Source organism: Rhodococcus sp. NPDC055024, from assembly GCF_053608585.1.
In genome coordinates this window covers 94,173-106,718 of record NZ_JBSGVT010000003.1, presented here as the reverse complement: position 1 = coordinate 106,718, position 12,546 = coordinate 94,173, and the positions used below count along the sequence as shown (strand labels likewise).

At 62.2% G+C, this 12,546-nt stretch carries 14 protein-coding genes; 4 read left to right on the top strand and 10 right to left on the bottom strand.

Annotated features, from left to right (window positions below; translation table 11 throughout):
* Positions 1-37: 37 nt before the first annotated feature.
* Positions 38-1,537, bottom strand: coding sequence for a depupylase/deamidase Dop (gene dop / locus ACWF6P_RS09375; protein WP_452620848.1), 1,500 nt, complete (start codon positions 1,535-1,537; stop codon positions 38-40).
* Positions 1,538-1,595: 58 nt separating this feature from the next.
* Here dop and ACWF6P_RS09370 point away from each other — a divergent pair, with 58 nt between their 5' ends.
* Entirely contained in the window at positions 1,596-2,153 is a 558-nt protein-coding gene (locus ACWF6P_RS09370) for an NUDIX hydrolase (RefSeq protein ID WP_452620847.1), read from the top strand.
* 18 nt (positions 2,154-2,171) lie between these two features.
* Here the strand turns inward: ACWF6P_RS09370 and ACWF6P_RS09365 are convergent, their stop codons facing one another.
* The 4 genes from ACWF6P_RS09365 to arc form a co-directional block, all read right to left on the bottom strand.
* A complete protein-coding gene (locus tag ACWF6P_RS09365; protein ID WP_230815672.1) occupies positions 2,172-2,849 on the bottom strand; it encodes a TIGR00266 family protein in 678 nt (225 codons plus the stop codon).
* 105 nt (positions 2,850-2,954) lie between these two features.
* Positions 2,955-3,308 (bottom strand): hypothetical protein, encoded by a 354-nt coding sequence (locus ACWF6P_RS09360; RefSeq protein WP_452620846.1) that lies wholly within the window; start codon positions 3,306-3,308, stop codon positions 2,955-2,957.
* Between the two features lie 44 nt (positions 3,309-3,352).
* The gene (locus ACWF6P_RS09355; protein ID WP_452620845.1) at positions 3,353-3,979 is read right to left on the bottom strand and encodes a nucleotidyltransferase domain-containing protein; all 627 of its coding nucleotides are present in this window, start codon (positions 3,977-3,979) and stop codon (positions 3,353-3,355) included.
* 145 nt (positions 3,980-4,124) lie between these two features.
* Positions 4,125-5,900, bottom strand: a complete 1,776-nt coding sequence (arc, locus tag ACWF6P_RS09350) for a proteasome ATPase (protein ID WP_003944870.1) — start codon at positions 5,898-5,900, stop codon at positions 4,125-4,127.
* Positions 5,901-6,095: 195 nt separating this feature from the next.
* On the opposite strand from arc, the gene ACWF6P_RS09345 reads away from it, so the two are divergent.
* Positions 6,096-6,620, top strand: coding sequence for a hypothetical protein (locus tag ACWF6P_RS09345; protein WP_003944789.1), 525 nt, complete (start codon positions 6,096-6,098; stop codon positions 6,618-6,620).
* A gap of 64 nt (positions 6,621-6,684) precedes the next feature.
* On the opposite strand, the gene ACWF6P_RS09340 is transcribed toward ACWF6P_RS09345, so the two are convergent.
* Positions 6,685-7,608 carry a tRNA (adenine-N1)-methyltransferase gene (locus ACWF6P_RS09340; RefSeq protein ID WP_452620999.1) on the bottom strand — a complete coding sequence of 308 codons (924 nt, stop codon included), beginning with the start codon at positions 7,606-7,608 and terminating at the stop codon, positions 6,685-6,687.
* 138 nt (positions 7,609-7,746) lie between these two features.
* Here ACWF6P_RS09340 and ACWF6P_RS09335 point away from each other — a divergent pair, with 138 nt between their 5' ends.
* Entirely contained in the window at positions 7,747-8,637 is an 891-nt protein-coding gene (locus ACWF6P_RS09335; protein WP_452620844.1) for a RecB family exonuclease, read from the top strand.
* A 1-nt stretch (position 8,638) separates the two neighbouring features.
* Complete coding sequence (locus ACWF6P_RS09330) at positions 8,639-9,448, top strand: thioesterase family protein (protein WP_452620843.1); 810 nt, start codon at positions 8,639-8,641, stop codon at positions 9,446-9,448.
* 46 nt (positions 9,449-9,494) lie between these two features.
* Here ACWF6P_RS09330 and hisG read toward each other — a convergent pair whose 3' ends face one another.
* The 4 genes from hisG to trhO form a co-directional block, all read right to left on the bottom strand.
* A complete protein-coding gene (hisG, locus tag ACWF6P_RS09325; RefSeq protein ID WP_095970083.1) occupies positions 9,495-10,346 on the bottom strand; it encodes an ATP phosphoribosyltransferase in 852 nt (283 codons plus the stop codon).
* Between the two features lie 97 nt (positions 10,347-10,443).
* Positions 10,444-10,707, bottom strand: a complete 264-nt coding sequence (locus tag ACWF6P_RS09320; protein WP_003944933.1) for a phosphoribosyl-ATP diphosphatase — start codon at positions 10,705-10,707, stop codon at positions 10,444-10,446.
* A 59-nt stretch (positions 10,708-10,766) separates the two neighbouring features.
* A complete protein-coding gene (locus ACWF6P_RS09315; protein ID WP_452620998.1) occupies positions 10,767-11,627 on the bottom strand; it encodes a pseudouridine synthase in 861 nt (286 codons plus the stop codon).
* A 57-nt stretch (positions 11,628-11,684) separates the two neighbouring features.
* Positions 11,685-12,545 carry an oxygen-dependent tRNA uridine(34) hydroxylase TrhO gene (trhO, locus tag ACWF6P_RS09310; RefSeq protein WP_452620842.1) on the bottom strand — a complete coding sequence of 287 codons (861 nt, stop codon included), beginning with the start codon at positions 12,543-12,545 and terminating at the stop codon, positions 11,685-11,687.
* Between the last annotated feature and the right edge of the window lies 1 nt (position 12,546).

Sequence of the window (12,546 nt, the reverse complement as noted above, 5' to 3'; positions counted from 1 at the left end):
TGTGGAGAGACGCGACGGCGAGCCGCATCGGCTGATTTCAGTGAGTGAGCTGATCAACCAATTCCGCGGCGCTGTCGACGGAGTCGAGCAACGCTCCGACGTGCGCTTTGGTGCCTCGAAGCGGCTCGAGGGTGGGGATTCGGATCAACGACTCGCCCCCGAGATCGAAGATGACCGAATCCCAGCTCGCAGCCGCGATATCGGCACCGAATCGACGTAGGCACTCGCCGCGAAAGTATGCGCGAGTGTCGGTGGGAGGGTTCGTGATCGCGTCGAGAACCTGCTGTTCGGTGACAAGCCGCTCCATGGAGCCGCGAGCAACCAGGCGGTTGTACAGCCCCTTGTCGAGCCGCACGTCGGAGTACTGCAGATCCACCAGATGCAACCGCGGCGCCGACCACGCGAGTCCCTCACGATTGCGGAAACCTTCGAGCAGACGCAGTTTGGCCGGCCAGTCCAGGATGTTCGCGCACTCCATGGGATCGCGCTCGAGGAGGTCGAGAACCATCGCCCACTTGGCGACGATGTCGTCCGCTCGCGGATCACGATCGGTCTCACGGTCCAGGAACTTCGAGACACGTTCGAGGTAAATACGTTGCAGCGCAAGTCCTGTCAGTTCACGTCCGTCTGCCAGCGCCACGGTCTTGCGCAGAGTCGGGTCGTGGCTGATGTGGTGGACAGCGGTGACCGGACGTGCCAGTTGCAGATCGGTGAGGTCGACACCAGCCTCGATCAGGTCGAGTACCAGCGCCGTTGTTCCCACCTTGAGGTACGTCGACATCTCCGCGAGGTTCGCGTCGCCGATGATGACGTGCAGCCGGCGGTACTTGTCCGCATCCGCGTGCGGTTCGTCGCGGGTGTTGATGATTCCGCGCTTGAGCGTGGTCTCGAGGCCTACTTCGACCTCGATGTAGTCCGATCGCTGCGAAAGCTGGAATCCGGCCTCGTCGCCGGACTGACCGAGACCCACACGACCGGAACCACAGATCACCTGCCGGGACGCGAAGAACGGCGTCAAGCCGGTCACGATCGAGGCGAACGGGGTGTCGCGCGAGCACAGGTAATTCTCGTGCGTGCCGTACGAGGCACCCTTGCCGTCGACGTTGTTCTTGTACAGCTGCAGCCGTGGCGCACCCGGCACGCTGGATGCGTGCCGCGCAGCAGCTTCCATCACTCGTTCGCCGGCCTTGTCCCAGATCACTGCGTCGAGCGGGTCGGCGACCTCGGGGGCCGAATACTCGGGATGGGCATGATCGACGTACAACCGTGCCCCGTTGGTGAGAATCATGTTCGCGGCGCCGATCTCGTCCGCGTCGATCACCGGTGCGGGGCCGCTCATTCGCCCCAGATCGAAGCCTCGGGCGTCACGAAGCGGAGATTCGACCTCGTAGTCCCAGCGTGTGCGCTTGGCTCGTGGCACACCCGCTGCGGCGGCGTAGGCAAGCACCGCCTGAGTTGAAGTGAGAATCGGATTCGCCGACGGCTCACTGGGTGAAGATATTCCGTATTCGACCTCGACACCGATGATCCGCTGCATGACACAAGAGCCTATGTGATTGAGGCGCGGCGCCTACAGGCGTGGCACAGTTGGAGGAATGCACCAACCTCTCACCGCAGACCTCAATCCCGCGGACGAGGTAGTCGCCGTGTACGACCGGACGGGTAATCCGATCGGCCGAGCAACACGTTCCGTCGTCTACTCGGGTGGGCTCTGGCACGCGAGCGCAGGCGTCCTTGTTCGCACCATGGACGGCTCTCGTATCTACGTCCATCGCCGAACTGACACGAAGGCAGTGTTCGGGGGCTATCACGACTGTCTTGCCGGAGGTGTCGTGGATCCAGGTGAGACGCCGCAGGAAACTGCGATCCGTGAAATTGGTGAAGAGCTCGGAATCTTCGGAACGGCAGATCAGCCACTCCAACTGACGGAGATCGCTCGAAAATCCTGGGACGGCGAGTGGAACAATTCTCCGCTGCGCTGTCACCTGTTTGCGTTCGAACTCAGGTACGACGGTCCGATGGCTCATCAGCCCAGCGAGATCGCCGAAGGTTGGTGGTGGACGCCGGATGAACTCGGCGCCCACCTGCAAGACCCGTCGTGGCCGTTCGTTCCGGACTCGCGCGCTCTGCTGGCCGACTATTGCTGGAGCTGAACACCACTGGGACGGTGATCAGCCCGGGGTGATCGCCGAGAGCCACGCCGCAAACGCGCTGGGGTTGCGGGTCTGTGCGAGAACGCGTCCGGGGCCGGTGAAGTCGAAGACAAATCCTTCGCCGGACTTCATCGATTGAATAGTGCGTCCCTGAACGGCGCGCCGCATGTTGAAGTTCATCCCGAGGTCGTAGGCGACCACGTGACCGGTGTCGATCGTGATCGTCTCGCCCGGCTGCAAGTCGATGACGTCGATAGCGCCGTACACGGCCAGTACTACCTCACCGTCGCCACTTGCCCGCAGGCCGAATCCGCCCTCACCGCCGAAGAGGTTGGACATCCCTCCCCATTTGGACTCGACCGTGACGCCGTAGGAGTTGGCCAACCAGGTTCCACGGTTGAGGAAGAACGGACGATCGGACGTGATGGTCAGCGGGATCAGATCACCGGGAAGAACACCCGTCACATCGACCCAACCACCTTGCGGCGGAGCGGTATACGTCGTGACGAAAAACGATTCTCCACTGAGCATCGACCGCTTGAGGCCTTGCAGGACGCCGCCCTGCGCCTTCGCTTCGAGAACCACGCCGGCAGAATGCGCGAGCATCGCCCCGCTCTCCACGCGCAGCGGTTCGCCGGGCGCGAGGTAGCAGCGAGCGACGGTGGACGACGGATTGTGTCGAAGATGTATCTGCACGGCGGGACTCTAAACCAGCGCGACCGACCGGTCCAATCGGCCATGTCACCTCACACACCCTGAGGCACCGCTGGTCAGTCAACACGCGAAGTACAAGGCTCCAGGTCAACCGCCCGCGTGCGCGTTGGCCCGCCGCGCCGCCTCGATCAAGGCTCGCGCAGCACGCCCCGCTCGTTTCGTGTCATCACGACCAATAGCCAGATGGGTGTATCCCGCGCGAGTTTTCAGTCCGAGCAGAATCTTGAGATTCTTCGCCGACACCTTGTCGACGGACCCGAGCAGCGTTATGGCCTCGTTGTGGTTATCACTTTGCGAGAACTCCCCAAGCCCCGCACAGCAAATGACGTCGGATGCGGCGATGCCGGCATGAACCCAGAGCGTGACAATTGCATCATCGATGTCATCAGCCCCGTCGAGGGCAATATCGGCAGCTTGGATGAACTGTTCGGCTTTGTTCATGCGCCCGTCACGAAGAACCTTGTCACACAACCTCGTTCGAGCCATTACGCATCCCCTTGCCTCAGCAACCGCACAAACGCCGTTCTCGAACCGACGATGGTGAGCCCCTCCCGGACGACGTCCATCAGGACCGGCTCAGCTGCTCCAACTCGAATGATTTCCTGTTCGGTGAACTGGAGATCACGAGCGTCATTGCCGGTCCAGCTGGTCACGTTGGCCGTCAACGACGCGACCTGAGAATCCCAGAGATCGCCGTCGACCAGATTCGGCCGCACGAGGAAGATGTCAATGTCACTGTCCGACGTCATCGATCCCCGTGCTGCCGAACCGAACAGAGCCGAATAGACGGGCGGGGTCTCCCAACCTGTCATGGTCGATTCCAGTCGCTCCAAGAAGACCGTGAACATACGGGCAAGGCCGATTACGTGGTTGTACGCCAGGTGCTCACGATTGAGTCGATATGCGTAGGCGTTTCCAACCTTCGACGAGAGGACGGTCCCCTGCACGTCCAATCGGCGCAATACCTTTCGAATTCCCTCTTCGGAATGCCGGTTGAGAACACGGTGCAGTTGCCCGGGCGTGAAAGCGATTTCCTCGGCAGATGACATCGCAGTGAGGACGTCACCGTCGACGGTCGGCGTGATGGACTGGAATGGGCGATTCAAATTCATGACCCGGCACTCGCCTCCGTTCAACCCGAACTCCATTGGGCATCCCCCACTATAGTACGGATTACTGGAGAATAGTACGCATTATGGAAAGAGATCGGGCCGACAACTCTCGAGGAGTGGCCGGCCCGATCGGTGTTGGTTTTCGCTACAGGTACTGGCCCGTGTTCGACTCCGTGTCGATTGCGCGGCTTGCACTGGCGTTCTTGCCCGTGACGAGAGTGCGGATGTAGACGATCCGCTCCCCCTTCTTGCCCGAAATACGTGCCCAGTCATCAGGATTGGTGGTGTTGGGCAGATCCTCGTTTTCGGCGAACTCGTCGACGATGGAATCGAAGAGGTGCTGCACACGCAAGCCCGGAGCGCCGGTGTCGAGCACCGACTTGATCGCGTACTTCTTGGCGCGGTCGACGATGTTCTGGATCATCGCACCCGAGTTGAAGTCCTTGAAGAACAGAACTTCCTTGTCACCGTTGGCGTACGTGACCTCGAGGAAACGATTCTCTTCGCTCTCCGCGTACATGCGATCGACGACGCGAACGATCATCGCCTTCAAGCATGCAGTGCGATCTCCACCGAACTCGGCGAGGTCGTCCGCATTGATCGGCAGACCGTCCACCAGGTACTTCGAGAAGATGTCCTGAGCAGATTCCGCGTCGGGGCGCTCGATCTTGATCTTCACGTCCAGTCGGCCCGGACGCAGGATGGCCGGGTCGATCATGTCCTCACGGTTGGACGCACCGATGACGATGACGTTCTCGAGCCCTTCCACGCCGTCGATCTCGCTGAGCAGCTGCGGGACGACCGTTGTCTCCACGTCGGAGGAGACTCCCGAACCACGGGTACGGAAGATCGAGTCCATCTCGTCGAAGAAGACGATCACCGGAGTACCCTCGGACGCCTTCTCGCGAGCACGCTGGAAGATCATCCGAATGTGACGCTCGGTTTCGCCGACGAACTTGTTCAGAAGTTCCGGGCCTTTGATGTTCAGGAAGTAGGACTTGGCGTCCTTGCTGTCCTGACCGCGGGCTTCGGCGATCTTCTTGGCCAACGAGTTGGCGACGGCCTTGGCGATGAGCGTCTTACCGCAACCGGGAGGACCGTAGAGCAGTACTCCCTTCGGCGGTCGCAGCGAGTACTCGTGAAACAGGTCCTTGTGCAGGAACGGAAGCTCGACGGCGTCACGGATCTGCTCGATCTGACGTCCGAGACCACCGATGTCGTCGTAGTGAACGTCCGGAACTTCCTCGAGAACCAGATCCTCGACCTCGGCCTTCGGGATGCGCTCGAAGGCGTATCCGGCCTTGGTGTCGACGAGCAACGAGTCGCCGGGACGCAGTTTTCTGGTCGGAGAATCGGCGTCGTACGCGATGATGTCGGCTTCGGGATCGGCGAAGACGGCCGCCAACGGTGCTGCGAGCCAGACGATGCGCTCTTCGTCGGCATGCCCGACCACCAGCGCGCGCAGTCCGTCGTCGAGTACCTCACGGAGCGTGCTGATCTCGCCGACCTGCTCGTAGGTGCCCGCCTCGACGATGGTGAGTGCCTCGTTGAGGCGAACCGTCTGTCCGAGGGCAAGGGTGTCCGTGTCGATGTTCGGTGAGCACGTCAATCGCATCTTGCGACCGGACGTGAACACATCGACGGTCTTGTCCTCGTGTACCGAGAGAAGGACTCCGTAACCGCTCGGCGGCTGACCGAGTCTGTCGACTTCTTCACGAAGTGCGATGAGCTGCTGACGGGCCTCCTTGAGGGTGTCCATCAGCTTGCTGTTTCGGATGGACAGCGAGTCCACCTTCGACTCCAGCTCACGCACCTGCTCCGGCGATTGTGCGAGTTGTCGGCGCAGTACCTGTGCTTCCACTCGTAGCGCGTGGAGTTCTTCTGCTGCCGCAACCGAATCCGGGTTCTCTGTCGAGCTCATGTGCGTCTCCTCCCAGTGCGATCCATCAACGCTACCGGCATAAGGCCCCAACTGTCGCCAGACACGGTGCGCGAGTGCGAATTCACACCCGCACGGGGACCGTGCCGACTGGTCTCGAGCCAGAATTTGGTCATGTTAGCCTTGCCTACAAGATGGAGACAGCGCCTGTCTCTCTTTACAACGAAAGGTAACGCTGTGATCATCCGCAAGACTCTCATCAGCGCTTGTGCCGTCGCTGCCGTCCTGACCATGGGTGCATGCAGCTCGGACGACAACAAGGATTCGACGGCTGCCAGCTCGACTTCCGCCGCCGCCTCGAGCACCACGGCCAAGGCCTCGGCTTCCGCCACGACGTCAGCTGCCGCTGCCGCAGCGGCTCCGACGGCCGAGGAACTCAACGCCTCGCTCGTCGCTCTGATCGATCCGGCCAAGCCGATCGAGGAGAAGACCGCTCTGGTGGTCGACGGAACGAAGCGTCAGGCCAACATCGAGACGATGAGTGCTGCGCTGGGCGGTAACCCGGCCTACGCGATCACGTTCAACGTGGACAACGTCAAGGTCGACGGTCAGACCGCAACTGCAGACGTCGCCGTCGTCAGCCCGCACGGCGCCGCCCCGGCCACCCCGTGGACCTGGGAGCTCGAAGACGGCTCCTGGAAGCTGTCCGACACCTCGGCTTGCGTGCTCCTGGAAATGGGCCGCGCTTCCTGCACCGCATAACTTCCAGCTACGACAAGAGCGGCGATCCGGATACCGGATCGCCGCTCTTGTCGTTTTCGTGTAATTACTTGGCCGCGATATTCGAGCCCTTGCCCGCACGCCGCTGGGGCTTCGGGGTGACAGTTCCTTCGGCGAGACGACGAGCGCTCACGAGGAACGCGGTGTGGCCTTGCATCCGATGTTCGGGGCGCACCGCCAAACCGACGACGTGCCAACCGCGCACGATCGATTCCCACGAGCGCGGCTCGGTCCAGCATTCCTGCTCGCGCATCGCCTCGACGACCTTCGAGAGCTGAGTAACGGTCGCGACGTAGACGATCAGAACGCCGCCAGGCACGAGCGCCTTCGAGACGGCGGGCAGGACGTCCCACGGAGCCAGCATGTCGAGTACGACGCGATCGACCTTGCCGCCGTGCGCTTCCGGATCGAACTCCGCGAGATCGGCGATGGTCAGTTCCCAGTTCGGGGGACGCTCCCCGAAGAAGGTCTCGACGTTGCGGACCGCGTGTTCGGCGTGATCGTCGCGGACCTCGTAAGAGATGACCTTGCCCTCGGGGCCGACAGCACGCAGCAGGGAACACGTCAGTGCGCCGGAGCCGGCTCCTGCTTCGAGCACCCGTGCTCCGGGGAACACGTCGCCCTCGTGGACGATCTGAGCCGCGTCCTTCGGGTAGATGACCTGGGCACCGCGCGGCATGGAGAGCACGTAGTCCACCAGTAGTGGACGCAGAGCGAGGTAAGGCGTGCCGTTGACCGACTTGACGACGCTGCCCTCGTCGGCACCGATCAGGTCGTTGTGAACGATTCCGCCCTTGTGGGTGTGGTACTCACGATTCGCCTCGAGGACGATCGTGTAGTGGCGTCCCTTGCCGTCGGTCAGCTGGACGCGATCGCCGACGCGGAACGGTCCCGACGGCCGCTTACCCGGCGCGGTGAGATCAGCGTCTGGAAGCTCTTGTTCGGGAATCTCGGCGACAGCGGACTGCACAACCTCATCCACTTCGGTCGTAACTTCTTCTGGTTGCAGCTCGTTCGCCATGCGCAGATGATCCCTGTTCGTTTGTTTCCGGTGTCCTCGCCACCGGCTCCGACGGAGTTGTCGGACCAACCGCATAGCCTGCCAGGTGTGAGCTCTGTCGAATTGCCAACCCCCACTCCAACGGGTGCCACATCACACCAGCGCCCGCGTAGTCGGCCGGCGCTCTCTCCGTCTCGGGCGGGTGACTACAAACAATGCCCCCTGCTCTATCGGTTTCGAGCGGTCGACAGAATTCCGGAAACACCAACCAGAGCGCAGGTCAGAGGCACCGTCGTACACGCGGCACTGGAAGCGCTGTTTGCACTCCCGACCGGTCACCGGGTTCCCGATCGCGCAGCCGAACTCGTCCGTCCCGCGTGGGAACGTGTCAGTGCCGAGTCTCCCGAGGCCGCTGACCTTGTTCCGGAAGGCGAGCTGGATTCGTTCCTCGACGAAGTCGGCAAGCTCGTCGCGACGTACTACACGCTCGAAGATCCCACTCGATTCGATGCCGAGGCGTGCGAGGTCTACGTCGAGACCGAATTGGAGAACGGCGTTCGACTCCGCGGCTTCGTCGACCGGATAGACGTTGCACCGACGGGTGAGGTGCGGGTGGTCGACTACAAGACCGGAAAAGCGCCTCGCGAGTTCACCGAATCCAAGGCGCTCTTCCAGATGAAGTTCTACGCGCTCGTACTGCTGCGCACTCGCGGAATCGTTCCCGCACAACTGCGCCTGATCTATCTGGCCTCCGGCTCGATTCTCACGTACGCACCGGATCACGACGAGCTCATCCGATTCGAGCGAACCCTCTCCGTCATCTGGAAAGCGATCCTCGCAGCAGGTGCGACCGGAGACTTCAGACCCAAGCCTGGCAAACTGTGCGACTGGTGCGATCACAAGTCACTGTGCCCCTCGTTCGGCGGAACACCTCCGCCGTATCCAGGTTGGCCGGACCTGCTGAGCACCGAACCTGTTGCCGCAAAGGAGAATTCATAACATGACGGACAGTTCGTACTACCGCTACCTCGGAACGACGGAGGAAGGGCACGAGCGGTTCGCGAGCACGCAGGCAACTGTCAGCATCTGGGGCCCGACACTGCAGCACGGCGCTCCCCCGTCGGCGCTGTTGGTACGAGCCCTCGAGCGGTGCGGTGCGCGCGACGAAACCCGTCTGACGCGCGTCGTCGTCGAGATTCTCGGACCGATTCCGATTGCCGACCTCGAAGTCCGGTCCTGGATCGAACGACCCGGTCGCCGTATCGAATTGATCGTCGCCGAACTGTGGGCGACCACCGCCGACGGATCTGCACGCGCTGTTGCACGAGGGACGGCATGGCGGATGGAGACAGTGGATACCGGTGACGTCGTCCACGTTGTCGATCCCCCGCTCGAACCCCGCGACAGTGGAACCCCGGGCGTTCTCGAGGGTCTCTGGAGCGTCGGCTACCTCAAGACCCTCGATTGGTCCTGGATTGCTCCGATCGGGTGCGTGGGCACCGGAAAGGTGTGGGCACGCCCCAATCCCGAACTGGTCGAGGGCGAGAAGATGTCTGCCCTCGAGCGCTTGTTCGCGGTGGCCGACATCTCCAACGGCGTCGGCGCCAAGCTCGACCCGGAGCACTGGACGTTCCTCAACACCGATCTCACGGTGCACATCTTCCGCGTGCCCGAGGGTGACTGGGTCGGTGTCGCCGCCGAAACCACAACCGGTCCGGACGGCGTCGGCATGTGTGCGGGTGTGCTCTACGACGAGCAGGGTGCCGTCGGCCGTATCGCCCAGACTTTGCAGATTCGCGCCCGTTCCTGACTTCCAGGAACGGGCGCGAATGCGCGTAGATCTATTCAGGCAGTGATCAGAAAGCGCGTACCGAGCGGATGTTCGACGCGAGGATGGCCTTGGCACCGAGTTCGGCCAAGGCATCCATCACTTGGTTGTGTCCCTTGATCGGGACCATCGCGCGAACCGCGACCCAGTCGGGATCGGCCAACGGCGAGAGCGTCGGCGACTCCATACCGGGGGTCATCTTGATGGCGTCGTCGAGGATGGTGCGCGGGCAGTCGTAGTCGATCATCAGGTTCTGCTGAGCGAAGACGATTCCCCGTACGCGTTCGATGAGCTGGTTGCGGGCGGGATCGTCCTGCGGAGCGCCGGTGCGCTCGATCAGGACACCCTCGGAATCGCAGAGCGATTCGCCGAAAGCCACGAGGTTGTGTTGACGGAGAGTGCGACCCGATCCGACCACGTCGGCGATCGCGTCGGCGACACCGAGCTGAATCGAGATCTCCACGGCGCCGTCGAGACGGATGACGGTGGCGTCGAGTCCGCGATCTGTGAGGTCCTTGCGGACGAGGTTCGGGTACGACGTCGCAATACGAAGGCCGGACAGATCCTCGACCGTCCAATCCTTGCCGGCCGGTGCTGCGTAGCGGAACGACGAACGGCCGAAGCCCAGCGACAGACGCTCGGACACGGGAGCTCCCGAGTCGCCGGCGAGGTCGCGACCGGTGATGCCGAGATCCAGTTCACCGGAGCCGACATAGATCGCAATGTCCTTGGGGCGCAAGAAGAAGAACTCGACCTGATTGGCAGGATCGAGGACCGTCAGATCACGGGAATCGGTGCGTCGACGGTAGCCGGCCTCGCTGAGAATCTCGGCGGCGGACTCGGACAGTGAGCCTTTGTTGGGAACTGCTACGCGCAGCATGGTGGATGTCCTTTCGGAAGGTGTGGTTGACGTGAGACGACGTGAATCGGAAGCCCTGGACGAGCGAGATGGCGAACATCTCGCTGGTCAGCTCCGATCACAGATGTCGGTACACGTCCTCGAGGGTCAGTCCGCGACCGACCATCAACACCTGCGTCCAGTACAGCAGCTGGGAAATTTCCTCGGCTAGCTGCTCATCGCTCTGGTATTCCGCAGCGATCCACACTTCACCGGCTTCCTCGATGACCTTTTTGCCCTGCGCATGCACACCGGCGTCGAGGGCGGCGACAGTGCCGGATCCCTCGGGGCGAGTAGCAGCACGCTCGGTCAATTCGGCGAACAAGGATTCGAAGGTCTTCACGGGTAGACATTCTTTCACGAGGACGGAAGCGGTTTTCACACGCCCACGAACAGCGGTGTTCACAGCCCTGCGTCGAGGCTGCGCGAACTGACGAACCTGCGGGTCTGCCCGGTGATCGGATCCGGGTACTCCAGCGCCCGCGCCAACAATCGCAATGGCGTGGAGAAGTCGCCGGGCACCGCGGGGAGGTACTGGGGGTAGTAATTGTCGCCGACGATCGGGATACCGAGAGAGTTCAGATGCAGGCGAAGCTGATGGGTCCGGCCGGTCCGTGGGAGCAACTTGTATCGCCCAAGTGTCCGGCCGACAGAGTCGGTGATCACCTCGATCAGTTCGATCGAGGTCTCACTGTTCGGCTCACCCGCGATCTCGGTGGCCGTCATCTCGCCGTGAACCTTGTTGATGCGACTGCGCACTGTGCGCGGAAAAGTCAGTTCCGGATCGAAGCCTGCAATCGCCTCGTATTCCTTGACGATCCGCTGCTCGGCAAAAAGTTCCTGGTACGGCCGTCGTAGGTCCGGTGTCATGGTGAACACGATGACCCCCGCCGTCATCCGGTCGAGGCGGTGAACTGGCGCAAGATCCGGAAGATCCAGGTCGCGACGCAGTCGCACGACCGCGCTTTCGACAATGTGTGCTCCCCGCGGAATGGTCGCCAGGAAGTGTGGTTTGTCGATCACGAGAATCGAGTCGTCGCGGTACAGGATCTCGATCTCGTGCGGGACCGGAATCTCGGGAGCTGGTTCGCGGTAGAAGTACACGAATCGGGTCGGCTGATAAGGCGTTTCGCCGGTGATCTTCCGCCCGTGCTCGTCGACGACATCCCCGGCGTTCACGAGGTCCGCCCACAGATCCCGCTCCCCCGGATTGTCGGCGATCAGGTGCTCGAGGACGGTACGCGCGGACGACTCGGCCGGCATCCGCAGCCGATCCGGCCCGAGACCGTTTCGGATCGGCAACGGAGCCTTGGGCACTGCTCAGTCCCGCTCGAGGTCTGGTGAACAGCTTTCGCAGAGCAATTCGAGGGTGCGACCGTCGCCGTCGATCCGATTGCGGAACCGCGGCGTCGGAGTACCGCAATCGACACAGACGCCGAGCGTCTTGGCTTCGGATGAGAACTCGATGTTCATCCGCTTGTCGAACACGTACAGGGAACCGTCCCAGAGACCGCGGTCGCCGAAAGTTTCGCCGTAACGGACGATTCCGCCGTCCAACTGGTAGACCTCGTCGAAGCCACGTGAGCGCATCAGTGAAGACAACACCTCGCAGCGCACTCCCCCGGTGCAGTAGGTGACCACGGCTTTGCCCTTGAGATGGTCGTACTTGCCGCTGTCGAGTTCGTCGACGAAATCGCGAGTCGTGGCCACGTCCGGAACCACTGCATCTCGGAAACGGCCGATCTCGGCTTCGAACGCATTGCGCCCGTCGAAGAACACGACCTCGTCACCGCGACTGTCGACGAGTTCGTGTAGTTCTTTGGGCGCCAGGTGAACTCCGCCGCCGACTACACCGTTCTCGTCGACCTTCAGCTCGTCGGGGGCACCGAACGTCACGATCTCCGACCGAGCCTTGACGCTCAGGCGAGGGAAATCGTCACCGAGTCCGTCCGACCACTTGATATCAGCGGTGCGGAACGGCTCGTAGCCACGCGTACCTCGGACGTATCGCTTGACATCCTCGATGTCTCCGCCGACCGTCGCGTTGATCCCGTGCGGCGAGACGATGATTCGTCCCGTCAGGTTGTTGGACTCGGCCAGGCTGTGCTGCCACAGCTTGATCGCTTCCGGGTCCGCCAGCGGCGTGAACTGGTAGAAGAGAACAATTTTCGGAATAGCCACA

Excerpts from the sequence above, each read along its gene's own strand:
- dop (WP_452620848.1), bottom strand. The coding sequence starts at position 1,537 with ATGCAGCGGATCATCGGTGTCGAGGTCGAATACGGAATATCTTCACCC.
- ACWF6P_RS09370 (WP_452620847.1), top strand. The coding sequence starts at position 1,596 with ATGCACCAACCTCTCACCGCAGACCTCAATCCCGCGGACGAGGTAGTC.
- ACWF6P_RS09360 (WP_452620846.1), bottom strand. The coding sequence starts at position 3,308 with ATGAACAAAGCCGAACAGTTCATCCAAGCTGCCGATATTGCCCTCGAC.
- ACWF6P_RS09355 (WP_452620845.1), bottom strand. The coding sequence starts at position 3,979 with ATGAATTTGAATCGCCCATTCCAGTCCATCACGCCGACCGTCGACGGT.
- arc (WP_003944870.1), bottom strand. The coding sequence starts at position 5,900 with ATGAGCTCGACAGAGAACCCGGATTCGGTTGCGGCAGCAGAAGAACTC.
- ACWF6P_RS09330 (WP_452620843.1), top strand. The coding sequence starts at position 8,639 with ATGACGGACAGTTCGTACTACCGCTACCTCGGAACGACGGAGGAAGGG.
- hisG (WP_095970083.1), bottom strand. The coding sequence starts at position 10,346 with ATGCTGCGCGTAGCAGTTCCCAACAAAGGCTCACTGTCCGAGTCCGCC.
- ACWF6P_RS09315 (WP_452620998.1), bottom strand. The coding sequence starts at position 11,627 with ATGCCGGCCGAGTCGTCCGCGCGTACCGTCCTCGAGCACCTGATCGCC.